Below are 24,000 nucleotides of genomic sequence, written 5' to 3'. Positions count from 1 at the left end.
GGCTGCGGGCGGAAGAACTAGGCCGCGCCTTCGTGCTGGCGCTGCCAGTCTTCCAGGTAGTCGCGGCTGGCCTTGTAGGACTCGAGGCCCCACCAGATCACGGCGACGGCAATCACCAGGATTGTTGTGGCAACGATTGCCAGCGACACATTCAGCATCGTGTCATCGGCAAACCAGAAGTCCGTTACCAGTGCGATGGCGGTTGGTCCAAGGCCCAGGCCGATGATGGTCACGACAAAGATCATGAAAGCTGATGCCTGACCACGCATCTGGTTGGGCATGATTTCCTGCACCCCGGACGGTCCAGCACCCGTGCAGAAGGTGGCGAAGAAGGTAGAGGGTGCAATCAGCACCATCGCCAGCGTCGCGCTTTCTACAAATGGATACAGAACGGTGAAGGGGATCGCGGCTGCGGCACCATAGAGCAGCACCCGCAGCTTGCCGTCCTTGTAGCCAATGGCGGTCAGCTTGTCGGCCATCCAGCCACCGGTCACAACGCCTGCGGTGCCGAAGATAACCACCACAAGGCCGTAATAGATGCCGGCTTCCCCGGCACTCCACCCATGGGTGCGGATGAAGAAGGTGGGGATCCACGCCGACACACCATAGGCCATCATGGCGCACAGGGCGTAGCCCACATGATGCGAAAACAGGGTGCGGGCATTGTCGCTCATGTAAGCCACAACGTCTTTCACGGGAACGGATTCGACTTTCTCATTGCCATCCGCATCCACGCTCTTGCGCACATGGCCGCGTCGCACGGGCTCCTTCAGGGTCAGTGCCCAAAGCGCGACCAGAATGCCGGGCAGGCCGACCACGAAAAACACGACCTGCCATGCATAGACTTCGCCGACGATGGGCAGAATGGTGTGTTCGACGCCTGATACGGCTGAAACGACGATGCCGCCAATGACCAGCGCAAGACCGGCGCCGATGTAAACACCCATGCCGTACACACCAAGTGCCGCGCCGCGTTTGTCCGGCGGGAAGTAGTCGGCAAGGATGGAGTAGGCCGCAGGCGACAGGGCTGCCTCACCCACGCCGACGCCCATGCGGAACAGGAACAGTTGCCAGTAGGTTTTGGCGACGCCGCACAGGGCGGTCATGATGCTCCAGAAGGCAATGCCGAGGGCAATGATCCTTACACGGTGCTGCACGTCTACGGCGCGGCCGATTGGCAGCCCACATATTGTGTAGAACAGCGCGAAGGCAAACCCGATGAGCAGGCTCATCTCGGTGTCGGAGATTTCAAGGTCGCGACGTATAGGGACGACCAGCAGGCTGAGTATCTGTCGATCGATGAAGGAGAATGTGTAGGCCAGCACCAGCACGCCCACCACGTACCAGGCATACATCCGGCTGGGGTAGGGCGGTTCGTCTGCTGACGGCGCCACGTCGTCATGGATGGCCGGGGTCTGTGTCCCGGCTTCCACCATATCATCTGCAATGTGTTGAATTTCGTCGTCGCGGCCGTTTCCGGTCATGCGGCATGCCTCCCCAGCATATTGTCTTGGTGTCGGGCTCTGTGGCCTCGTTAACAACATCCTAACGAGGAAGCCTGGGAAACCAACAGAAAACCTCGATTTTTAGTTGGCACGCGGTTTGAACAGGTAGGGGCACAAAGGAGCCTGATGATGACTGCCGTTGCCAATTTCCAAGCGTCCGGATCGACCACGAATGTGGTTGCCGCGGTCAAGACCGCAGCCGCCTCGACGGGGGCGGATTTTGACTATCTGTTGCAGACCGCTGTGCGTGAAAGCTCGCTGAATCCTGCGGCTAAAGCCACAACATCTAGCGCATCAGGCCTTTTCCAGTTCATCGAGCAGACATGGCTGGGCGTGGTCAAACGTCATGGCGCAGACTTTGGCCTTGAAGACCATGCCGCTGCCATCGACACCACCTCGCGCGGTCGGCACAAAGTGACGGATAGTGACGCCAGGGAGGCAATTCTTGCCCTGCGGCATGACCCCGAGGTGTCTGCGCTCATGGCCGGTGCGCTCACAAAGGAAAGCCAGCAGGCGCTGGAAAACGGTATCGGCCGTGAAGCGACGTCTGGCGAGCTTTACACAGCTCACTTCCTTGGGGCGGGCGGCGCCATCAAGCTCATCAATGCTGCGGAGAGTGATCCGCGCGCCAATGCGTCAGCACTCTTTCCTGGAGCCGCGAAAGCCAACAAGTCGATTTTCTACAACAAGGACGGCAGCGCCAAGACCGTGTCGCAGGTTTATGACCGGCTGACCCGTGAGACCGATATCGGCGGCAAGGCGAAGGCAGCCATTGCAGCCCTCAAAGATGCACCGCAGCAGGTTGCCTCCGTCGCACCCAATCCTGCCGGCGCACATCAGGCCATACCGCTTGTGGTTAGTACACAGAGCGTCCGGCACAGTGGCCCAAGCCCATTGACCATGCAGTTGTCAGGAAGCCCGCTTCCAGGGTCGTCACCGGTGCCGACGTCCCGCCCGGCGCTTGTTCTCACACCGGCCGTCATGGATGTGCTGGCGTCGCTCGACCCACTGCCGTCGCTCAACGGGGACAAGTCCGCCGATGAGCGTCGCGATGCGGACAACGACGATTACAAGATTCCTGCGCGGGCCGTTGGCACGTCATACGCAGATGTGCTGCGCGGCACGCTTGCCTAGACTGCTGGAGATCCACGCTGGATCCCCCGGTCAAGCCGTGGGATGGCGGTCCACCTTTTGGTAGCTTCGCAACACGCCATTGTCCGGTTTAACCGGACAATCCATGAGCTTGCCCGCTAGTTGATTGCGCCTGCTGCCTTGAGGTCTTCAAGGGCGGCATCGTCATAGCCAAGCTCTTTCAGGATATCAGCGGTATGTTCGCCAATGCCGGGTGCCGGGCCACGCACGCGATCCGCCGTGGTGCCGTCTTCGTTGGGCAGGCGTACCGGGCTTGCAACCGAGCGGCCTGTGCCGCCCGCCCCATCGGGGATGTCAACAAAGACGCCCGCTGCTTCGGCCTGCTTGTCGTCGGCGACCTGAGCCATCGTCTGGACCGGGGCCCACACAACATCTTCCGCGTCGAGGCGGCGTCCCCATTCCTCGATGTCATGTTTGGCAAATTCAGCATCCAGTGTTTCGACAAGTTCAATCGCGTTGGCGCGACGTGACTTCGCAGTCAGGTAGCGTTCGTCGGTTGACAGCTCCGGGCGACCAATGGCTTTGGCGATGGGGCCAAAGATATCGCCGGAGTGCCGGGTGAGGAGACACAGCCATGTGCCGCAGGCACACTGGAAGAAATTGTTGAGGGCATTCACAGCTTGGTCACGGGACTTGGTGGAGGCGACACGGCCATAGCGCAGCTGGATCGCCATATCGGATGCGATGGAGTAGATGCCGGTCCGCAGCAGTGATGCCTCGATGAGGCGGCCCTTGCCGGTCTTGGTGCGTTCGAACAGCGCACCGAGAATGCCGTTGAGGGTTGCAAGGCCGGTTGTGTGGTCACCCTGGCCGACGCGAAGCGGGAAGGGGTCTGTACCTTTGGGTGCTGTCAGATTGGCGACACCAGCGCGGGCCCAGAAGGCGGCCATGTCAAAACCCGGACGATCCTGGTCTTCGCCCTGCAGGCCGTAGCCTGTGACGCTGGCATAAATCAGCTCAGGCTTTTCTGCGTGCAGGGTTGCCCAGTCCAGACCGGCACGGGCGAGGCCGCCGGGGCGCACATTGGTGATGAAGACGTCTGCGGACATCACCAGCTTCTTGAGCGCGGCCGCTCCTTTTTCGTTGCGCAGGTCAATGGCAAGGCCGCGCTTGCCGCGGTTGTCCATGTCGAAGATCGGGTTGCCTTCAACATTGGAGGCGGAGACGTTTTTGAGCATGCCGCGGATGGCGTCGCCTTGCAGTGGCTCGACCTTGATGACCTCCGCTCCCCAGTCAGCCATGATGCCCGCAGCGGCCGGTGCTGCAATGTAGGTGGCCAGTTCGACGACGCGGATGCCCTCAAGCATGGAATTCTCCCCGAAAACGCGTGTGTTGTTTGGGGGCGATCATCCATAAGCAAGCGGCGGCGTCAATGCATGTCCTCATGCATCAACGGCCGCCGCTCTTTTGGGCGTCTATGTCCGGTCCGCGATCTCGCGGAACAGATGGAATGTTTCATATTCGCGGTAGGAACTTTCCTCGAGGTCAACAGCATAGTTGCTGTTGGCCGAGAGTTTGACGATCACCACGTTGTCTGTGGGGTTCACATAGACGAACTGGTTGTAGACGCCGATGCCGGAGTACTCTCCTTCATCCCCATCGAGGATCCACCATTGGTAGCCATAGCCGACCGGCAGGAACGCTTCTGCACTGGCGCCGGGCAGCAGGTGAGGGGCGTCCGGGGTGACGGAGGCTTTGGCCCAGTCAGCAGGTACAATCTGTTTGCCGTTCCAGTTACCGCCATTGCGGAAGAGTTCACCCAGCTTGGCGTAGTCGCGCGCCGTGGCGTTGAAACCGCCGAAAGCCATCTCCATGCCTTCGCTGTCTGTGAGCCAGAAAGCGTCGCTTTCGGCACCGATTGGTTCCCAGAGTTTTTCAGACATGTAGTCCGCAACAGACCGGCCGGTTGTCTTGACCAGCAGCGCACCAAGTACCTGGGTGTCGGTGGAATTGTAGTGATTGACCGTGCCGGGTTCGTGCTTGCGCTCAAGTGTTGTCATGAATTCATTCAGCGAGCCGCCAAGCGCAAAGATACGGCCAAAGCGATTGATGTCCGAGTCAGGGTCTGAATAGTCTTCGTTCCAGGCAGCGCCAGATGACATCTGCAACACATCCTTGATGCGCACGCCGTCATAGGCTGATCCCGCAAGCTCTGGCAGGGTATCTGATATCGGCGCCTCAATGTCCTTGATGAAGCCTTCCTCTACAGCAATGCCGACGAGCGCTGAGATGAAACTCTTGGCGACGGACATGGACAACCACTGCTCATCGCGGCCACCGGTCAGCAAGTAGCGTTCAAAGACGACCTTGCCATCCTTCAACACCAACAGCGCGCTTGTGTCTGTTTCAGACAGCAAGGCCTCAGTGTTCACCTGCTCGCCCTTGTAGGTGAAGGTTTCCGGGAGTGTGATTGGATCACCATCTGGGAAATCATAGGGAGCAGTAGACGCTGGGACCTCATTGACCGGGAACATGTCGTCCATGCGGTTGAAGTTCTCATACTGCTCAGCGCCGCTAAAAAGAGTGGCGATGGTTGATGCGCGGTCGATGTTGTCGGCCAGAAATGCATAGGCGATTACGCCGATGACCACGAGGGCAGCTGCGCCGCCGATCAGATATTTCTTCATCACTTTGTTTCCTTGTTGGATGTCTTCTTCTTGGATTTTGTCGGGAGGGTATCGATGATTGTCAGTGCATGGGTATGGGCAGCTTTGCCGGCCATGCCGGGCATACCCAGTTCTCGAAAAGATGCTTGTCCGTAGACGAGTGACAGGATGATGTTGGCGGCGTCGCGGCGTTGACCGGCGGAGCTGCCGATGCCGTCTGCTTCCATCTGCGCCACCATGAGATGGATGACGCGTCCGTACATCGCAGCGAGGCGCTTACGTATGCTCTCGTCACGCTCGGACATGTACCAGAGCTCGCCAACGACATTGTTGGACAAGTCATTTGCAAAGGTGTTCTCAAACAGGAAGTCTACGAAGTCCTGTGTGGTCTGGGGGCGGGACTTGGGGCGCAAATGGGCAAGACCGTCCTCGGCACGTTCAATCATCCTGTTGATCAGGAGATCGACCATGTCCGCACGGTTGCCGACAAAGTATCGTACCAGCGAGCGGGGGAGATCGCTTTCCTTGGCGACGTCGCTCAAGGTCGTTTTGGCAACGCCCTTGCGGATGACGCATTTTTCAAACGCTTCGAGAATTTGTTCTCTGCGCTCGTCTCCCATCTGGGGGCGGGCCATGATCCACTCCAATCCTGTCAACTGTGACAAGATTTAGCCGCAGGTGAGTAAATTGTCAACTATGACAATTTACTCCGTGGCTTGTGTCAGCGAATGTACCCACGGTCGGAGCCCATGGTGCCGGTGCGCCTGGCGTAGCGGGCACGCTCAAAGGCATGGTCAAGACGGTCTGACTTGGTCGCGCGCTTTCGGCTTGTAGCCATCAAGACGAGAACAAGCAGGACAGCGAGCGCAGCTCCGCCGCCGATGATCCAGGTGATATCCATAATTTGTCGCCTCCCCACACATACACGGGCACTAGAGACGATCCCCTTCGAAGGGGCTCTTTTGCAGCTTGAATGCGCCAGAGTTAAGGCAAGAGTTGGCGCAATGAGTGGGATTGTCTGTTGCAAATGGGGCGCGGGGCGGGGGCGTCCTTTATGACGCGGCTGGAATTTGATCTTTTGCTAAACGAAACCTTAACCCTGAGGGCGCAGGCTGATCTCTAACTGGGGCGCGGTGTGTCAATTGCGGCCCCGACAGGAGGACAGCGCGATGGTACCGCCACTCACGCAGGCTGATATTTCAGGGCTTCTCAGCACGCCAACTGAAGAGGCGCGCGCGCAGGTTGCCGTCAAGGTCGGCACCCAGGTAGATGCGGGCGGACTGAGCGGTCAGGAACGCCTTCTTGCAAACGACATTCTGCGATTGATGGTTCAGGATGCGGCCAGTCTGGTTCGTATTGCTGTGGCTGAATCAATCGCCAAGACACCGGACATTCCAGCTGACGTGGCTGCGGCCCTGGCGAATGACATTGACGAAATAGCCTTGCCCTTTCTTGAAGTGTCCCCGGCCATCAGCGACGAAGACCTCATTGCCATCGTGCGCAGCAATGGGGGCTCCAAGGCGGCGGCTATTGCCGGCCGCTCGACAGTCTCAAGCGCGGTGACCGAAGCGATTGCGGAAGATGGTGGCAAGGAAGCCGTCAGTCGCATGCTTGAAAATCAGGGCGCTGATATTGCGCCGTCATCCTACAACCGGGTGATTGACCGCTGGCATGATGACGATGACGTCACGGGTCTCATGGCGGAGCGCGACGTGCTTCCCTTGAACGTGTCTGAGCGCCTGGTCGCGCTGGTGACGGATGAAGTCAAAGAGCGTCTTGTGTCACGACATGGCATTGGGTCGGAGCTTGCCGACCGCATGGCGCTTGAAGCCCGCGAAGCTGCCACCATTGCTTTGCTGGATGGGTTGCCGACAATCGACGACTATGTAGCCTTGATGGAACACCTGCAGGCCTCAGGCCGTCTGTCCGGGTCTCTTATTGTGCGTGCCGCGTGCATGGGTGAAATGCGGTTTGTTGAACATGCCCTGGCGCAGATGGCACGCGTTGCACCGGAGCGTGCGTGGACCCTGGTCCATGATGCCGGCCGTCTGGGGTTGCGGGCATTGTTCCAGCAGGCGCGCTTGTCTCAGAACCTTTATCTGCCTCTGCGCACGGCCGTTGATGTCTTTCATGACATATCGCTCAATGGCGAGGTGCATGACCGGGAGAACTTCCGCCGGTCAATTATCGAGCGCATTCTGACGCAGCCTGACGGGCTCAAGAATGATGATCTTGATTTCTTGCTGTACCAGATGTCTCGCAAGCATGAGATCGAAACAGCAGATCAGGCGCTGTCAGCCTGATACCCACTACGCGTTCATGATTGCCTTGCCAATGGTGAGTATCTGAATCTCAGTGGTGCCCCCACCGAGTTCCAGAAGCTTTGCATCGCGCGCCATACGCTCAACCACATATTCTGCCATGTAGCCATTGCCGGCGAGGATATGGATGGCCTCCATGGCCACACGTGTGCCGGCCTCAGCCACAAAGAGTTTGCCTGCGCACGCGTCCAACAGGTCCATTGGCTCGTTGGAGTAAACGATGCGGCGCGAGTTGGAGAGGTCCACATACATGCGCGCCAGCCGGTTCTGGACCAGCTGATAATTGCCGATAGGCTGCCCGCCCTGTTCGCGGGTCTTGGCGTACTCAACGGCGATGTCGTAGCAGCGTTCGGCAATGGCATAGGACTGCACCGCAATACCAATCCGCTCAGATGCCAAAGACTTGCGGACATGGTCGCGGTCCTTTTGTCCACCGCCTAAGAGGTTCTCACCGGGCACACGAACCTCGTCCAGGAACACCTGTCCGGTGGGAGACGATTTCATGCCCATTTTGTCAAACGGCTTGGACGTATCCACACCCTTGTAGTCACGCTCAACGATAAAGGCCTGGATGGAGCCATCATCGGTGTTGCGCGCATAGACAAGGAAATAGTCTGCGTAGGGTGCATTGGTGATGAAGGTCTTGCTTCCGTTGAGAATGAAGTCATCCCCATCCGGGCGGGCGGTCGTCTTCATAGACCCAAACGCGTCTGATCCAGCGCCAGGTTCAGTCAGACACCAAGATCCGATTTTTTCGCAGCGCTGAACATCCGGCACGTATTTTTTCACCTGTTCAACGGTGCCCTTGCTGCGCACGTTGGATCCGAACAGGCCAATGCTGGCGCCCCAGCTCAGGGCAAACCCCGGGTTTACGCGGGCGACTTCAATCTGGATCTGAGTGCGGATGAAGCGCATAAGCGCATCATTGTCCGGGTCATTCTTGCGGTCGCTGTTCTCATCCGGATTTTTGGCACCGCCGGTTTTCTCCAGCCGATCGGCTTCTGTGGCCAGTCCCAGATCAGCCACCATCTGTTTCATGAACGGGTAGGGGCTTTCGCCGTTTTCAAAATCCGTCGTACGCGGATCAAGCTCGGCCATCATGTATTTGCGAAAGTGGTCGCGCAGACCCACCTGCTCGGGCGTGAATGAAACAGGTGTGTACTGGGTTGCTGGCAAATCCATGAGGTTCCTCGTAGGCGAATTTTTGATGTGCGCGATCATGGAGCCGCGGGAGAGCCGCGGCAACACTCAAGTCCGATGGCGAGGGTGTCAGGCTTGGAAGGTGCGCGAGAACCGCGTTTGCAACCGCGTGAAGAAGCCCATCTTGGGCGCGCCAGTTTGTTCGTCTCGTTGCTTGCCTGCCGCTACAGACGCCGGGTTGGGCAATTTGACCACATGGGTTTTTCCGCCAGTCTTACCCTGCGTCAGCAGCTCGACACGGGCGTTGCCGCGCACCACCTGGATGCGGGATTTTTTTTCTGCCGGAAGTCTGGTGGGGGGTGAAAAGTCTTCGAGCGCAGCTTTGTCTGGTGTGTCCTGCGGTTGCGTTCCCAAAAGGTCATCCATTGCGGCTGCGGCATCAAAATCGAGCAGTACTTGCGGTGTCAGGGGGGATGAAATTGCATTTCCCTGCGCTTGATCAAACCCCAATGACGGCAACAGCGACACGGTTTCAGCTGATTCCGCACCAACCGCTGTCGTCTTCATCTGGTTTGATTTTGCGTATTCCAGACGGCTGCGCATAAGGCCAAGGCCGGTGCCTTCAATACGGCTAGCAAATTGAATGATGGCCCGGCCACCAATCTTGAATTCCTGAAAGGCTGTCGGGTCGAGCAGCGCTGTGTCTGTATTCGTGAAATCAATCAGCGGTTCCTGCGCGCATTCAAGCGCCAGCCCAATGCCGATTTCGGACAGGGCATGAATGGTGTCGCGGGCGCGCTCGGGTTCAGCGGCAAGGCCGCGCTCGGGCAGGTCAACGATGAGCCGGGAGGGATCAAGATCAGCGGTATTCAGGGCAAGTCGGATTGAAACAGGCAGGGAACCATCGGCCAATTCTTCTGGTGCGACGTTGATCGAAACGGTGGCTGTCTCACCGGATGCGCGCCACCGCACCAGCTGTGCAATGGCTTCGCTCAAGACAAACCGGGTGAGTTCCTGGTTACGGCCCTGGCGCGCCAGCACAGGCAGGAACAGGGCAGGTGGGATGACACCAAACTGTGGGTGCTGCCAGCGCGCAAAGCTTTCGACGCCCGTCAGGGAGCGGTGCGTGAGGTCAATTTTCGGCTGAAAAACCAGGCGGAACTGACGCGTGGCAAAGGCCTCGTCAATCTCTCTATTGGTGAGGCGGAAGGAATTGCGATACATGATTGCTCGAAGCCCTTTGCACCGAAGGCCCGGTTTGCCGGGCCATTCGCTTTGATCGGTCAAAGGATACAAAACAAAAGTTAACGGGCGCTCATACTCTCAAGCTGCAATTTCGTGGCAGTTTTAAGGGTGATTGAGCGGGCTCGGGGGAGATAAAGTCAGTGTCTGAGAAAGCTCAAAAACCGCTGGTTCCGGCGGCAACCATCCTGATGCTGCGCGATGGCGAACAGGGCCTTGAAGTCTTCATGGTGGTGCGACACCACCAGATCGATTTTGCATCAGGGGCACTGGTTTTCCCCGGCGGCAAACTTGCTCCGGGTGATGTCTTGCCGGACGTGCGGCCGCTATGTGACGGGGCGGATGATCTGGATGATGAGCTGCTGGCTTTGCGGGTCGCGGCCATTCGCGAAGCCTTTGAGGAATCCGGGGTGCTGCTGGCCCGTGATGAGAGCGGCGCGTTGATCGATGGCAAGCGTCTCCTGTCGCTGGAGGCTGACCGGCCGCTGCTCGACAAGGGCGCCCTCCCAATTGCCGATTTTTTGACTCGTGAGAAGCTGCATCTTGCCTGCGATCTGCTGGAACCCTATGCGCATTGGGTGACGCCCAAAATGATGCCCAAGCGGTTTGACACACACTTCTATCTTGCGATTGCCCCGTCAGATCACGTGGCGATGCATGACGGATCAGAAGGCGTCGACTCTGTCTGGATCAGCCCGGCGCAAGCGCTTGAAGAAGCCAAGGTCGGCAAGCGGACCGTCATCTTCCCGACACGGATGAATCTTGAGCAACTGGCCGAGAGCAAAACCGTTGCTGAGGCTTTTGACGCAGCAAAGGCGCGAACCATCGTGACCGTAGAACCGCAGGTCGAGGATCGTGATGGCACCATGATGCTGACCATTCCAGCGGCCGCTGGTTACAGCGTGACTGAAATCACCATGGACAGCATCTAGTCGCGGATCAGGTGGTTTCGCTCACCAGTTCGGCCGTACGAGCAGATAGCTCCGCAGCCAGTGCGCCAGCGACTTTGGCTGAATACGCCTTTTCCCGGGTGGCGCGAATGGCGTCTACATGGGCTTCTACCAGTTCGACGTTCTTGGCTGCCAGATTGTCGGCGGAGGTGAGGAGGGCAATCAGGCTGACTGCAAAGGCGTCTGCATCTGGATAGCCGCCTGGTCCTGCAAGGCCCTTCACGTCCATGGCCGTGTGGGTGAGGTCCTCCAGTGTGTTTGAGTCTTGAGGCTTTGCCACAAAGGCCTGACGCCGCTCGTGCAGCCGGTCGATTTCTTCATCCACCCATTTGGTGCATTCAGCGCTCATGTCCGCGAGAGCCCGGTTGGCGGCTGCCAGAGGGTTTTTGATGGGTGCGGTCTTGGTGGCGAGTTTGGCGCGCAGCACGTTTGGCGGCGTAATGAACTCGATTGGTTTTTGAACCTGTTTGGCCATCGCACTGTGTGACGCTGCGGCTAGGCTGCGTCTTCCTCCATATCATCGAGCTCGAAAGTGTCCTTGGTGCTTTCGGCGTCTTCGCGACGCTCTGGGCCGGTATAGAACGAGCTGTCCTTGCGGCGGCGATCAGGCCCAAAGAACTGCGCGGTCCGGACAAAGGGGCGAGGATTGCCAATCACCATCTGAAGGCGTGTCAGCAGGCTGCGCGGTGTCAGCGGCTTGGCCAGGTACTCGGTCACACCTGCTTCACGGGCAACAAGGATGTTTTGTATGGTGGTATGGGCGGTGAGCATGATCACCGGCACATAGGGATTGGGTACCGCGTCACCCTTGCGGATGATCTTGGTGAGCTCGATGCCATCCATGGGCTTCATCATCCAGTCGGCAACCAGGATGTCGATCTGATGGGTCTGCAGCATGTTGATGGCCTGCGTGCCATCAGCTGCATCGTGGATTGTCCGGCAGCCAAATGCGTAGAGTATTTTTCGCACGAGCTGGCGCATATGGCAGTTGTCATCAACTACCAGCACGGTAAGTCGGGAAAAGTCGTAGGCGTCCATTCTTGGGCGGTCCCGGCAGATTTCCAGTGTGTTTGCGCGTAATACGTGTGGAGTATCGCACCTGCCGGTTAATGACGGTTAAAGTCTAATCCTCAATTGTCTCGGATTTAATTGTATCGGATTTGCCGGATTCGACGCCCATCAGCCTGAAAACCACCGGTGCGCCAATGACCACCATGGCGATGCGCAGCACGTGCATTGCCGACACAAAGGCTGTGTCGATGCCAAGGATCAGGGCAATCAGGGCCATTTCGGCCAGTCCGCCGGGGGCAAAGGACAGCACCAGCACTTCCACAGGGCGATCCAGAAAGGCCGACAGGGAATAGGCGGCAAGGGCTGCGGCGATGACCATAAGGAGTCCGGAAATCAATCCAGCCGAGATGATCTTGCGTGCATCCGCGAGCGTGAGACCCGCGAACCGGCACCCTATGGAAGCGCCGACCACCACCTGAGCTGCCGCGACAATTTCAGCGGGTGGCTTGCCGCTGGAAAGACCGGCCAGATGGACCGCGGCGCTCAGCACCATGGGCCCGATCAGTGATCCCGCAGGCACCCGGCTTATGCGGCCCAGGGGAACCCCCAGCAGCGCACAGCCGCTCAGCATCACAGCTTCATAGATCCCAAGATCAATCAGCGAGCCGACATTGCGCGGCAAGGCTGGGATCTCCAACCCCTCCACGACCCGGAAATAGACAGGGATCGTGGCCACTACCACAAGAATGCGCGTTGCGTGGATGAGGGAAATGGTCCTGATATCCGCCCCCAGCTCATGGCCCATGATTGCCATTTCGGACAGACCGCCCGGGGTTGCGGAAAAATACGCCGTGGTGGTGTCGTAGCCAGCGCCATACCGGAAAACGATAAAGCCTGTCGCTGTCACAAAGGCAATGAAGACGGCAAGCACCAGTACGTCCGGCCACCATCCCAACATCTGAGACAGCAATTCAGGGGTAAAGGCGCTGCCCAGCATGACGCCGAGTACGGCAATCATGGTGGTGCGCAACCAGGCATAGATCCCCAGCTTGGCAAGCCCGGCCATGGCCACACCCGTTGTGATGAACATGGCACCCAGCATCCAGGCCAGGGGCGCTCCGGCGATGGCGAAGAGGCCGCCGCCCACGCTGGCGATGAGCAGTGTTGTTGCAACCGTACGAAAGTCTGGGGGCGTCGAGCCGGGCAAAGCCAAACCTCCGGCTGCAACAGCCGAGAGGCTGTCCTTGGGAGACTTGGGCGCTGAGGTCACGGCAGGAACTGCTCCGCGATAATCCGCTCATCAAGATTGCGGTCGCGGTCAAACAGCATGTGCAGGCCGATGTCTGATGCTTCTTCTATGCTCGCCTTGCGCACTGAACGGAATTCCTGATGGTCGGCGACGGCACTCACTGGACGCTTGGCGGCCTCCAGAACTTCAATCTGAACGCAGGCATTGTGCCGGAGCAAAGCACCGCGCCAGCGGCGCGGTCTGAACGCACTGATGGGCGTCAGGGCCAGAAGCTGTGCCCCCAGCGGCAGGATTGGTCCGTGCGCGGAGAGGTTGTACGCCGTGGAGCCCGCAGGTGTTGCAACCAGCAACCCATCGCAGACGAGCTCATCCATGCGCGTCTTGCCGTCAATCACGATACGCAGCTTGGCGGCCTGATAGGTTTCGCGCAGCATGGACACTTCATTGATGGCCAATGCTTCGGCGTGCTCGCCATTCACATCTTCTGTCCGGACCCGCAGAGGGTGGATTGTCGTGTGTTCGGCTGCCTCAATGCGCGCGGGAAGGTCATCTTCGGAATAATCATTCATCAGGAAGCCGACAGAGCCGCGATTCATGCCGTAGATCGGGTGCCCATTGCCCAGTTGCGCGTGCAGTGTCTGCAGCATGAGGCCATCGCCCCCAAGCGCCACAATTGCGTCTGCTGTCTTTGGGTCCGCATTGCCATAGCGTGCTGTGAGCGTTTTGAACGCGTCCTGTGCCTCGTCATGGGGACTGGCAACAAATGATAGTTTTTTAGGGGGCATGTTTTTTGGCACTGGGGGCAATGGGGTAGGGTGGTGACCTTAGCCCAGAAGGCTTGCCAGAAGAAGAACGTAAAAGGCGCGTGATGTCAGACCCCGATGCAATCGTTTTCATCTATTTAACGGCTCCCTCACAGGCAGAGGCCGAGCGGTTGGCGGGGGCGGTTATCGAAGCCGGTCAGGCGGCCTGCGTGAACATGCTGCCGGGGATGAAGTCCATGTATATGTGGCAAGGCGCATTGCAGTCCGAATCTGAAGTCGCGATGCTGTTCAAAACCACACGGCAGAAATGCAAAGCGGCCATGGAAACAATTGTCCGGATGCATCCTTATGATACGCCAGCGGTCACTGCCTTTGCGGCGTGCGATGTTGATCCGCGGTTTGCTGCCTGGGTCAACGCCGAAACCCAGGACAAGAATTAGCGCCCATGCATTTCGTGCGCGCGCCATCCGGTGTATTGCTGAGGCAATAAAGCGGGCGCATGCAGGGAGATGTCGCAATGGCTGCCACACATATTCTTTCCATTGACCAGGGAACCACATCGTCCCGCGCAATCGTATTTGATGGCGCCGGATCGCCCGTGGCCTCGGCCCAGAAGGAACTGACCCAGCATTTTCCCAGCGATGGATGGGTTGAGCATGATCCCGTCGAAATCTGGAATGACACGCTTGCCGTGTGTCGCGAAGCGATTGCTGATATTGGTGTATCTGAGATCGCCGGCATCGGCATTACCAACCAACGCGAAACAACGGTTGTGTGGGACCGGGCAACCGGCGAGCCTGTTTACCGTGCCATCGTCTGGCAGGACCGGCGGACGGCAGATGCCTGTGCGGCCCTCAAGGCGGATGGGCACGAAGCGCTGTTCAAGCAGCGGACCGGCTTGTTGCTGGACCCGTATTTTTCGGGAACCAAAGTTGCCTGGATATTGGACAATGTCGAGGGCGCACGCGCCCGTGCCGAGAAAGGCGAATTGTGCTTTGGCACCATCGACAGCTGGTTGGTGTTCAACCTGACCGGTGGAGAGGTGCATGCCACGGACGTTACCAATGCCTCGCGAACGCTGTTGTTCAACATCGAGACCCAGGACTGGGACGAGGAGTTGCTGAGCATCCTTCGCGTGCCCCGGGAAATGCTGCCGCGTGTTCTCGACCCTGCAGCGGTTTTTGGTACGGCGGTTGAACAGCATTTTGGCACCCCCATTCCCGTCGCAGGCATTCTGGGCGATCAACAGGCCGCAACAGTCGGGCAGGCGTGTTTCGCGCCGGGCCTGATGAAATCCACCTATGGCACTGGTTGCTTTGCGCTGGTGAATACGGGCGAGACGAAAGTGGATAGTGCCAACCGGTTGCTTGGCACAGTCGCGTATCGATTTGGCGGGACGCCGACCTATGCGCTGGAGGGATCGATCTTCATGGCAGGTGCCACTGTTCAGTGGCTGCGTGACAAGATGGGTCTGATTGCTTCTGCTCAGGAAAGTGAAGCTCTTGCCAAGGAAGCCGACCCGGCCTCCAACGTATATCTGGTGCCCGCCTTTACCGGTCTTGGGGCGCCCTATTGGGACCCGCATGCGCGCGGCACGATTGTGGGCATGACGCGCGATACCGGGCGCGCTGAAATCGTGTGTGCGGCTCTTGAGGCAGTGGCGTTTCAAACCCGTGATCTGATGGATGCGATGGCCGATGACATGAGCCGGGCGGGCCTGACGGCTCCCACAGAGTTACGGGTCGATGGCGGCATGGTGGCAAATGACTGGTTCTGTCAGGTCCTAGCAGACACGCTCGGGCGCCCGATCGCACGACCAGCCGTGACTGAAACGACATCGCTGGGCGCTGCCTTCGCTGCCGGTCTGACGGTCGGTCTGTTCAAGTCAACGGACGATGTCGAAGGCATCTGGCAGTTGGACAAGACCTTTGATCCGCAAAAGCCGGAGGACTGGCGAGAGGGCCGCTACGCTGGCTGGCAGGACGCTGTCCGGCGGGCGCGCGTGGAGTGAGTGTGTCAAACAGCGTGTCTCGAGTTCATCCTTACATTCGGCTATAGTCGTTCCACGGCTGCCGGTGGGCTAACGAGCGGCCGCAAAGCTCTGGTCTCACCAGGGATGGGGAGGACTCGTCATGAGTGCACTTATCAGCCAACTCAAAGACCTGCTGGGGCCGCACGGCTACCTTGAAGGGGCCGATGCTGAAGCCAAGGCTCAGTCGGGCTGGAGCCATTTGGGCACGCCGCCAATTGTCTTGAGGCCTGCCTCTACGGAAGAAGTCTCAAAGGTTCTGACGCTTTGCCATGAGGCGGGGCAACCCATCGTCGCATGGGGTGGACTGACCGGCCTGGTTGAAAGCGCCAATGTGGGCCATGGCGAACTGGCGCTCTCGCTTGAGCGCATGCACGCCATTGAAGAAGTGGATGAGATTGCGGGGACCGCAACCGTTCAGGCCGGCGCCATCCTCCAGACGGTTCAGGAAGATATTGAAAAGCATCACCTGATCCTGCCACTTGATCTGGGGGCGCGGGGGTCGGCCACCATCGGTGGCAACATTGCGACCAATGCCGGCGGTAACCGCGTCATTCGATACGGCATGATGCGCGACATGGTGCTGGGGCTGGAGGTGGTGCTGGCGGACGGCACTGTTCTGTCGTCCCTTGGCAAGATGATCAAGGACAATGCCGGGTATGACCTCAAGCAGCTGTTCATTGGCTCGGAGGGGACGCTTGGAGTCGTCACCCGGGCCGTGCTTCGGTTGCGCCGCAAGCCGGACAGTCAGGATACAGCCTTTATCGCAGTGGATGAGTTCAGCAAGTTGCCGAAACTGCTGGACCACATGGACCGCAAACTTGCAGGCACGCTGTCCGCGTTTGAATGCCTGTGGAATGACTTTTACCGGCTGCTGACAACTGAGCCTGCTACCCATACACCGCCGCTTGCTCAGGATCAGCCGTACTATGTGCTGATCGAGGCCATGGGCGCACAGCAGGAACAGGACACATCCCGGTTTGAGGCCGCACTTGAAGAAGCTTTTGAAAAAGAACTGATTGTCGATGCCGTGCTGGCCAAGAACCAGAGCGAGCGCGACAAGATGTGGGCGATCCGTGACGATGTCGGGCAGGTGGCACAGAACTGGCCGATCTTCACTTTCGATGTGAGCCTGCCGGTCAAGGACATGGAAGCCTATGTCAGTGAGACCAAGGCGCGACTAACCGAGACCTATCCGGATCACACGGCCATGATCTTCGGCCATCTGGGCGATGGAAATCTGCATGTCATTGTCGGCGTGGGGGATGACAGCGTGCAGGCGAGGCGGGGCGTCGAGGCCTGCGTCTATGAGCCGTTGCGATCTCGCGGTGGATCTGTTTCCGCGGAGCATGGGGTTGGCCTCGAGAAGCGGCCCTATTTGCTGGTGACCCGCACGCCTGAGGAAATCGCCACCATGCGGGCGATCAAAAAGGCGCTGGACCCCAAGGGCATCCTCAATCCGGGCAAGATTTTTGAGGCACAGCCTTTGAAAAGTGCTGCTGAGTAGCTGGGCTTTGTGTCTCTGGGGCGTGGGGGTCGAAATGGCGGCAATTTTGCCTTATACCGAGAGCTAACACCTTATGGTGTCGAGGATTTAGGCGGTTTGAGTATTGGCGGCGGACGATTTGCCGCCTGCTCCAGGGATGGGCTTGGGTGCCATGCCGCTCGTAAACAAGCCGCGCCAAGCGGCCCGGGAAAGGAAGACTTCATGTCCGTAGCTTTTGAAATGCCAAAATATGACGAGATTGAATCCGTCAAAGACAAGGTGTCGCCGGAGGAATGGCAGGCGCGCGTCGACCTCGCAGCGCTATACCGCCTCGTGGCCTCCTATGGCTGGGATGATCTGCTCTTCACCCATCTTTCCGCCCGCGTGCCAGGTCCGGAGCATCACTTCCTGCTCAACCCGTTCGGGATGATGTTCGAAGAAGTGACAGCATCATCGCTTGTGAAGGTCGACAAGGACGGCAACAAGGTGATGGACAGCCCGTATGACATCAACCCGGCTGGTTTTACCATTCACTCCGCTGTTCACATGGCGCGCGAAGACGCCAAATGCGTGATGCATCTGCATACGGATGATGGTGTAGCCGTCTCGTCTCAGGCTGCCGGCCTGATGCCAATCACCCAGCACGCCATGCAGTGCGGCGAGATCGCCTATCATGAGTATGAAGGCGTGGCGCTGGATCATGAGGAGCGTGACCGCATCGTCAAAGACCTAGGCGACAAGCAGTTCATGCTGCTTCGCAATCACGGCACGCTGACGGTTGGCCCTGACATTCCTGCAGCATTCCTCGCCATGTATTACCTCGAGCGTGCCTGCACCATGCAGATCCGTGCACTCGCCGGTGGTGTTGACGTCAACAACCCGCCACAGGGGACCCACGAGAAAGCCACGCATCAAAGTGAAGTGCTGTTTGACGGCTCCGCCAGCCCGCTGGTTTGGCCGCCGATGCTGCGCAAGCTTGACCGTCAGGACCCCAGCTATCGCACCTAGACTTTAGCGGGAAACGAGATTTTGAAGCCGGCTGCAACGTTTGTTCGTTGCAGCCGGTTTCTTTTTGAATTGACAATTTGTCAGGACCGGTGAGACTCGAACGATGACTAACGCAACAACAGTGGCCGACCTCGAGAGCGGGACCGATGACGGCGCAGGACGCAAGCCGCAGCAACGCGGCGATACGCGCGGGCGGTTGCTGGCAGCAGCCCAGGAGCTGTTCGTCAGCAAGGGCTTCCATGCGACGCGGCCACAGGACATCTCAAAGGCTGCAGGTGTCGGTCACGGCACGTTCTATCTGCATTTCAAGGACAAGCAGGCGTGCTTCCTCGCCTTTGCCGAAGCGGCCGCGGAATCGCTGGATGCCTATGTGGAGAGTCACGCGGGCGAAGAGCTGACCCCCTATGAGGCGATCCGCGAATCCATTCGCCTGACTTACGAGTTTTCGAGAGCCCATCCCGGCCTTCTGGCTGCGGCACTGACCGACATGAGCGTCATTGACGGCGGCGAGGGTGGGTCCATCCTCATGGGCCGCTGGGGCATCATGTGGGGCGAAATGCTGGCTGGCTGGAAGGCCGAAGGCAAAATTGCTCCGCATGTGGATGCCGGCTTCATTGGCTACGCGATCCCAGGGATCATTCGCCAGGCAGGTGAATACGCCGCCGGCAAGGAAACAACAGAACAAGAACCGCTCGATGCATTGATGGCCTTTCTCGCTGCCGGTCTCGGGCTTACAAAAAACGAGGAAACATAAGCAATGCCCATCAATGATCTGGCTGGCAAAACCGCCTTCATCACAGGCGGTGCCAGCGGCATCGGCCTGGCCATGGCAAAAAGCTTCGGCGCGCGCGGTGCCAATGTCATGCTGGCAGACATTGAAGAAGGCCCCCTCAAGGAGGCCATTGAGCTTCTGTCCAAAACCAACACACAGGTAGACGGTGTTCTGCTTGACGTATCCGACCGCGACGCCATGCGCGATGCGGCCAAAAAGACAGTTGAGCGCTTCGGCAAAGTTCACATCGTTTGCAACAATGCAGGCATTGGTGCGGGCGGCCCCATGGAAGAGGTGACGCCATCGGATTGGGAATGGTCGATCGACGTCAACCTCAAGGGTGTTGTCTGGGGCATTGAAGCCTTCGTACCGCTCATCAAGGAACACGGTGAAGGCGGTCACGTGGTCAACACGGCCTCCATGGCTGGCATTGTGCCGATCCCCGGTTTTGGTCCGTACACCGCAACTAAATACGCAGTTGTGGGAATGTCTGAAGATCTCAGCATGGAACTTGAGCCGTTCGGCATCGGTGTGTCGGTTCTGTGTCCGGGATTTGTGGCCACACAGATCGGCAATTCACGGCGCACGCGCTCTGAGAAATATGGCGAAGAGGGTGAGCCCGATCAGGATGCGATTGCGCAGGCCGGCGATGCGGTGGCTGCGGGTATCCCGGCTGAAGCAGTCGGTGAGCGGGTCGTCGAATGCATTCTCGAAAACCGCCTCTATGCGTTCACCCATCCCGAGTTCAAGGACAGCGCTGCCGCCCGGTTTGAGCGGATGGCGGATGATTTCGACTCCATTGGCGACAGTGAAGCGATCAAGAATGTCGATCCGGAGATCAAGGAACGCCAATTGGCCGCATCTGCAGCCATCCAGGAATCGCTGAATTAGGCGGGTTTTGGGCCGAAGTGAACAAAAGTCTTGCAGACGTCCGTAAGGAATACCACCTTACTTACATAATTGTCGGGAGGAGCAGCCGCCATGGAAACCGTGTCCAAGAGCGAAGCACCAGAAATCAAAGATAGCGCTTGGTATCAGCCGCGCGCTGCCATGCATGCCATTCGTGAGCTGATGCAGAACCCGGAAGACACCGCGCAGGTGTTCCGGATCATCAAAGCCATGAGCGGACCGTCGCGGGCAAAGTCGTTCAAGCGTTTCTGCAAGACATCCGTTGGCCGTCGTGTTCTGGCAAACCGCGAGAGCCTTGCAGACCGGCTCAATGATCGTGATGCCCTGCGTGCGATGCCTGAGGGATCCCTTGGTCGGGAATACCTTGCCTTCGTCGAGCGCGAAAACCTGTCGGCTGATGGTCTGGCGGATGCCAGCGAAGAAGGCGGTCGCTACTTCCACACGGCGGACCAGGAGCTCTACAGCAACCGGACCCGCGACATGCACGACCTTTGGCATGTCACCACCGGCTATGGCCGCGACGGCCTTGGCGAACTGTCGCTGCTGGCTTTCTCCTACGCGCAGCTTGGCAATATCGGCATCGCGATGATCATTTATTTCGGCGCGCGCGGTGGCGTGCGAGAATCCGGTGACAAGCGCATCTGGAAAGCCATCTGGGAAGGCTACCGGCACGGCCGCCGGGCCACATGGTGGGCCGGGGAAGACTGGGAAGGTCTGTTGTCGGCGCCGCTCGACAATGTGCGCAAGCAGCTTGGTGTCACCAAGCCAGAGACCTATCGTGAAGTGTTCCGGGATCATCTTGCGGCGGCCCAACAGGCTGAGGCCGCTGCCGCCTAGATACGGTTTCATCGCTACACATTGAAAAGCCTGCCTGATGATTCAAATCAGGCAGGCTTTTCCTTTTTGCGGTCGCGCATTCTCGCAGTCACAGGCGACGTTGTGGATTAGTTGGCTGACCCGATCAGGATGATGTGCACCGTGCGCGGACCATGGGCGCCCATGACCAGCGTTGCCTCGATGTCGCCTGTCCGGGAGGGCCCACCGATGAGATTGACGGCGCGGGCCACGCCCTGATTGTCCTTGGCCTCTCGTGCCAGACGCCACACGTCTTCGTAGCCACCGGCAATTTCATCTACCCTGAGCACAAATATGTGCCTGTCCGGGAGAAGGCCCAGGCTGACCGGATATTTTGCCCCGGACGTAACCGCCACAGCGCCCGTCTCGGCCACGCCGGCAATCGCGCGGGTAACCGACGTGGTGCCATCAAGGGCCTGGGCACTGGTTTCGACAGAAACAGTCAATCCGGCTTCCAGCCAACTGAGGGAGGACAGGTCTTCGTCCATTGGCAGCATGACCTGCAACGGACTGTCCTGTTCAGTCAGATAGGCTGTGACTTTTGCTGGAACGTCCTCAAATGACGGGCAGTCCGCAACAGTGCAGCCAAGTTCGATGGCCTTGGTGATGAAGAGGTCGCGGGCGTCCGCCGCGGCCGGTTTGCCCATGGCGGGCACCAGTTGGGGCGGTGGCGTTTCCAGCCGTGTTTTTGCTGCGGTAGGGGAGGCGTTGCCGCGTTTCGTGTCAGCCGCCTTGATCTTGGCGAAGATCGCGCTTCTTGCGTCACTCATCGGCGGCGGCCCTCCTTGTACTGACTAAGGAATGTGGGCTCTGAAGGGACGGCAAGGTCCCGCGACTGTGTCCAGCCCTGTCCAATGAAAGGCAACCATGTGGCCAGACGCCTGCCGCCCCGGCCTTTGGAGATCAGGCGCAGTCCTATGCCGGCCAGATTGGTGGCGGCGCGGTAGAGCGAGGGGCGTTTGCCCAGCCACGCCCACATGCCAAGGCCCCAGCGTTGACCGGAGGGGGTGAGATGCGCCTCAAATTCCTTCTCGCGCCAATGGCGCATCATGGAGGGGAGGGGAATGCGCACCGGGCATACTTCCTCGCATTTGCCACAAAAGCTGGAGGCATTGGGCAGTTTGGCTGCACTGGAAACGCTGGCCAGGGCTGGTGTCCATACGGCCCCCATGGGGCCGGAATAGACGGAGCCATAGGTCTGTCCGCCAACGGTTGAGAAGACCGGGCAGGAGTTGAGGCAGGCGCCGCAGCGGATACAGCGGAGCATCTCTTCCACTGGTGTGCCGAGCATGTCCGTGCGGCCATTGTCGACCAGCACGATGTCAAAGCTCTCCGGCCCGTCTGCATCGCGGGCGCGGCGGGGACCTGAATACAGGGACACATAGTTGGATGTATCTTGCCCCGTGGCGGAGCGTGCGAGAATGCGCAGGAACACAGACAAGTCATCAAGGGTCGGCACGATCTTCTCGATGCCTGTCACGACGATGTGCCGTTTGGGCAGGGTCGCCGTCAGGTCCGCGTTGCCTTCGTTGGTCACAAGAACGATCTGGCCGGTTTCCGCTACCAGGAAGTTGGCACCGGTGATGCCCACATCGGCATTCTTGAAACGCTCGCGGAGTACGATGCGGGCTTCTTCCACCAGCTTGACTTTGTCTTCCACCCTTTCCGTGCGGCCGTGCTTTTTGTGGGCTTCATAGAAAGTGTCAGACACCTGGCCCGCGTTGAGATGCAGTGCCGGTCCCACAATGTGGAACGGTTTTTCATTGCGCAGCTGGATTATGTACTCACCCAGATCCGTTTCAACGACGTTGTAGCCCTTGCCGATGAGGTGATCATTGAGCTCCAGCTCTTCTGTCACCATGGATTTGGACTTGATGATGTCCTTGGCGCCGACTTCTTCGCACAGCCGCTCAACTATCGCGTTTGCTTCCTCGGCGGTGCGGGCCCAGTGAATGCGACCCCCGGCTTCTTCCACCCGGGCCTCAAAGGCATCGAGATAGGTGCCCAAGTTCTCAAGCACGTTGGTCTTGATGTCCCGCGCTGAATCGCGAAGGCCCTCAAACTCGGGAAGTTCCGCCGCCTTCGCATCCCGCATCAGCGGGAATATCTTGCCGAAGACAAACAGGCCCATCTGCAGTTGATCATCCGCAATCGCGGCGCGGGCTTTTTCGTCAAAATCCTTGGAGGTGACATGCATCAGGAGGGGTCCTCCGTATCAAGGCCCGCAAGTACTTCCGCCACGTGGTAGGCGCGGGTGCGTTCGCCACGTCTGGAGAGGGCGCCCTCCATGTTCAGCAGGCAGCCCACGTCGCCGGTCACGATGGCGTCGGCTTCGGTTTTGACAATCTCGTCAGATTTTTTGCGCACCATCTCGCCGGACACGTCCGGGTATTTGACGCAGAAGAGCCCGCCGAACCCGCAGCAGACTTCCGCGTCTTCCATTTCCTTGACCTCAAGCCCTTCAATGCTCGACAGCAAGGCGCGCGGCTGTTGTTTGATCTTGAGTTCACGCAGGCCTGAGCAGGCATCGTGGTATGTGACGGTGGTGGTGTTCTGGCCTTCGATGGATGTCAGCCCGGCCACGTCGGTCAGGAATGAGACCAGCTCATATGTTTTGGCTGCGATGGCATCAATGTCGGCTTTCTCCGGGTCGGTGTCATCAAACAGCTGCGGGTAGTGGACCTTGGCCATGGCAGCGCAGGACCCTGACGGGACGACCACATAGTCAAAGTCTCTGAACTGGCGGATGAAGCCTCTGGCGAAATCTCGGGCACTTTCCCGGTCGCCTGAATTGTAGTTGGGCTGGCCGCAGCAGGTCTGGTCCCCGGGTACGCTGACGTCAAAGCCCGCGTCCTCAAGAAGCTTGAGCGAGGCAAAGCCCACACTTGGGCGCATGGTATTGACAAGACAGGTTGCAAAGAGGCCTATCCTCTTTCCGTTGGTCGACGAGTTTTCGGTCATCCAGGATGTTCCCATGAGGCATTTTTGCCATTAGACCGCG

General features: G+C 58.9%; 24 protein-coding genes. 10 read left to right on the top strand and 14 right to left on the bottom strand.

Annotated elements, in window-relative coordinates:
• Positions 1-17 precede the first annotated feature (17 nt).
• Complete coding sequence (locus BN1012_RS08780) at positions 18-1,484, bottom strand: spinster family MFS transporter (protein ID WP_197538292.1); 1,467 nt, start codon at positions 1,482-1,484, stop codon at positions 18-20.
• 150 nt (positions 1,485-1,634) lie between these two features.
• Here BN1012_RS08780 and BN1012_RS16850 point away from each other — a divergent pair, with 150 nt between their 5' ends.
• Positions 1,635-2,639, top strand: a complete 1,005-nt coding sequence (locus tag BN1012_RS16850; RefSeq protein ID WP_171815938.1) for a lysozyme family protein — start codon at positions 1,635-1,637, stop codon at positions 2,637-2,639.
• 116 nt (positions 2,640-2,755) lie between these two features.
• Here BN1012_RS16850 and BN1012_RS08770 read toward each other — a convergent pair whose 3' ends face one another.
• The 4 genes from BN1012_RS08770 to BN1012_RS08755 all read right to left on the bottom strand — a co-directional run bounded on the left by BN1012_RS08770 (position 2,756) and on the right by BN1012_RS08755 (position 6,164).
• Entirely contained in the window at positions 2,756-3,964 is a 1,209-nt protein-coding gene (locus BN1012_RS08770) for a CaiB/BaiF CoA transferase family protein (protein WP_043949327.1), read from the bottom strand.
• Between the two features lie 108 nt (positions 3,965-4,072).
• Entirely contained in the window at positions 4,073-5,284 is a 1,212-nt protein-coding gene (locus BN1012_RS08765) for a serine hydrolase domain-containing protein (protein WP_043949326.1), read from the bottom strand.
• Positions 5,284-5,898 (bottom strand): TetR/AcrR family transcriptional regulator, encoded by a 615-nt coding sequence (locus BN1012_RS16845; RefSeq protein ID WP_145973439.1) that lies wholly within the window; start codon positions 5,896-5,898, stop codon positions 5,284-5,286. The genes BN1012_RS08765 and BN1012_RS16845 overlap by 1 nt, the downstream gene beginning before the upstream one ends.
• An 86-nt stretch (positions 5,899-5,984) precedes the next feature.
• Positions 5,985-6,164 (bottom strand): hypothetical protein, encoded by a 180-nt coding sequence (locus BN1012_RS08755; RefSeq protein ID WP_043949325.1) that lies wholly within the window; start codon positions 6,162-6,164, stop codon positions 5,985-5,987.
• Positions 6,165-6,432: 268 nt separating this feature from the next.
• Between BN1012_RS08755 and spbR the strand changes: the two genes are divergently transcribed.
• A complete protein-coding gene (spbR, locus tag BN1012_RS08750) occupies positions 6,433-7,566 on the top strand; it encodes a SpbR family protein (protein WP_043949324.1) in 1,134 nt (377 codons plus the stop codon).
• A gap of 6 nt (positions 7,567-7,572) precedes the next feature.
• Here spbR and BN1012_RS08745 read toward each other — a convergent pair whose 3' ends face one another.
• On the bottom strand, positions 7,573-8,766 hold the full coding sequence (locus BN1012_RS08745) for an acyl-CoA dehydrogenase family protein (RefSeq protein ID WP_052534892.1): 1,194 nt from the start codon (positions 8,764-8,766) through the stop codon (positions 7,573-7,575).
• A gap of 87 nt (positions 8,767-8,853) precedes the next feature.
• A complete protein-coding gene (locus BN1012_RS08740) occupies positions 8,854-9,948 on the bottom strand; it encodes an EAL domain-containing protein (RefSeq protein WP_043949323.1) in 1,095 nt (364 codons plus the stop codon).
• A gap of 161 nt (positions 9,949-10,109) precedes the next feature.
• Here BN1012_RS08740 and BN1012_RS08735 point away from each other — a divergent pair, with 161 nt between their 5' ends.
• A complete protein-coding gene (locus tag BN1012_RS08735; RefSeq protein WP_052534889.1) occupies positions 10,110-10,898 on the top strand; it encodes an NUDIX hydrolase in 789 nt (262 codons plus the stop codon).
• Between the two features lie 7 nt (positions 10,899-10,905).
• Here the strand turns inward: BN1012_RS08735 and BN1012_RS16840 are convergent, their stop codons facing one another.
• From BN1012_RS16840 to BN1012_RS08715, 4 genes are all read right to left on the bottom strand, one after another.
• Entirely contained in the window at positions 10,906-11,391 is a 486-nt protein-coding gene (locus BN1012_RS16840; protein ID WP_052534887.1) for a hypothetical protein, read from the bottom strand.
• 20 nt (positions 11,392-11,411) lie between these two features.
• Positions 11,412-11,954 carry a response regulator gene (locus BN1012_RS08725; RefSeq protein ID WP_043949322.1) on the bottom strand — a complete coding sequence of 181 codons (543 nt, stop codon included), beginning with the start codon at positions 11,952-11,954 and terminating at the stop codon, positions 11,412-11,414.
• Positions 11,955-12,039: 85 nt separating this feature from the next.
• Positions 12,040-13,197, bottom strand: coding sequence for an AbrB family transcriptional regulator (locus BN1012_RS08720; RefSeq protein WP_052534883.1), 1,158 nt, complete (start codon positions 13,195-13,197; stop codon positions 12,040-12,042).
• Complete coding sequence (locus BN1012_RS08715; protein ID WP_043949321.1) at positions 13,194-13,961, bottom strand: NAD kinase; 768 nt, start codon at positions 13,959-13,961, stop codon at positions 13,194-13,196. The genes BN1012_RS08720 and BN1012_RS08715 overlap by 4 nt, the downstream gene beginning before the upstream one ends.
• 83 nt (positions 13,962-14,044) lie before the next feature.
• On the opposite strand from BN1012_RS08715, the gene cutA reads away from it, so the two are divergent.
• The 7 genes from cutA (at position 14,045) to BN1012_RS08680 (ending at position 20,981) form a co-directional block, all read left to right on the top strand.
• Positions 14,045-14,380: a divalent-cation tolerance protein CutA gene (gene cutA / locus BN1012_RS08710; protein WP_043949320.1), complete on the top strand. Its 336-nt coding sequence runs from the start codon at positions 14,045-14,047 to the stop codon at positions 14,378-14,380.
• Positions 14,381-14,457: 77 nt separating this feature from the next.
• Positions 14,458-15,951: a glycerol kinase GlpK gene (gene glpK, locus BN1012_RS08705; RefSeq protein ID WP_043950839.1), complete on the top strand. Its 1,494-nt coding sequence runs from the start codon at positions 14,458-14,460 to the stop codon at positions 15,949-15,951.
• Positions 15,952-16,072: 121 nt separating this feature from the next.
• Positions 16,073-17,476: an FAD-binding oxidoreductase gene (locus BN1012_RS08700; RefSeq protein ID WP_043949319.1), complete on the top strand. Its 1,404-nt coding sequence runs from the start codon at positions 16,073-16,075 to the stop codon at positions 17,474-17,476.
• Positions 17,477-17,695: 219 nt separating this feature from the next.
• Complete coding sequence (locus BN1012_RS08695; RefSeq protein WP_043949318.1) at positions 17,696-18,463, top strand: class II aldolase/adducin family protein; 768 nt, start codon at positions 17,696-17,698, stop codon at positions 18,461-18,463.
• 103 nt (positions 18,464-18,566) lie between these two features.
• Positions 18,567-19,217: a TetR/AcrR family transcriptional regulator gene (locus tag BN1012_RS16835; protein WP_052534881.1), complete on the top strand. Its 651-nt coding sequence runs from the start codon at positions 18,567-18,569 to the stop codon at positions 19,215-19,217.
• A 3-nt stretch (positions 19,218-19,220) separates the two neighbouring features.
• Positions 19,221-20,126, top strand: coding sequence for an SDR family NAD(P)-dependent oxidoreductase (locus tag BN1012_RS08685; protein WP_052534879.1), 906 nt, complete (start codon positions 19,221-19,223; stop codon positions 20,124-20,126).
• A 90-nt stretch (positions 20,127-20,216) separates the two neighbouring features.
• Positions 20,217-20,981 (top strand): Coq4 family protein, encoded by a 765-nt coding sequence (locus tag BN1012_RS08680; protein WP_052534876.1) that lies wholly within the window; start codon positions 20,217-20,219, stop codon positions 20,979-20,981.
• Between the two features lie 107 nt (positions 20,982-21,088).
• Here BN1012_RS08680 and BN1012_RS08675 read toward each other — a convergent pair whose 3' ends face one another.
• The 3 genes from BN1012_RS08675 to BN1012_RS08665 are packed head-to-tail and all read right to left on the bottom strand — an operon-like array spanning position 21,089 to position 23,960.
• Complete coding sequence (locus BN1012_RS08675) at positions 21,089-21,769, bottom strand: LutC/YkgG family protein (RefSeq protein WP_043949317.1); 681 nt, start codon at positions 21,767-21,769, stop codon at positions 21,089-21,091.
• Entirely contained in the window at positions 21,766-23,196 is a 1,431-nt protein-coding gene (locus tag BN1012_RS08670) for a lactate utilization protein B (RefSeq protein WP_043949316.1), read from the bottom strand. The genes BN1012_RS08675 and BN1012_RS08670 overlap by 4 nt, the downstream gene beginning before the upstream one ends.
• The gene (locus BN1012_RS08665) at positions 23,196-23,960 is read right to left on the bottom strand and encodes a (Fe-S)-binding protein (RefSeq protein ID WP_043950835.1); all 765 of its coding nucleotides are present in this window, start codon (positions 23,958-23,960) and stop codon (positions 23,196-23,198) included. The genes BN1012_RS08670 and BN1012_RS08665 overlap by 1 nt, the downstream gene beginning before the upstream one ends.
• Positions 23,961-24,000 lie beyond the last annotated feature (40 nt).

Origin of the sequence: Candidatus Phaeomarinobacter ectocarpi (assembly GCF_000689395.1) — a bacterium.
Classification (GTDB): Bacteria; Pseudomonadota; Alphaproteobacteria; order CGMCC-115125; family CGMCC-115125; genus Pyruvatibacter; species Pyruvatibacter ectocarpi.
Note: the sequence above shows the minus strand (reverse complement) of the source record. Positions and strands in the feature narration are given on the sequence as shown.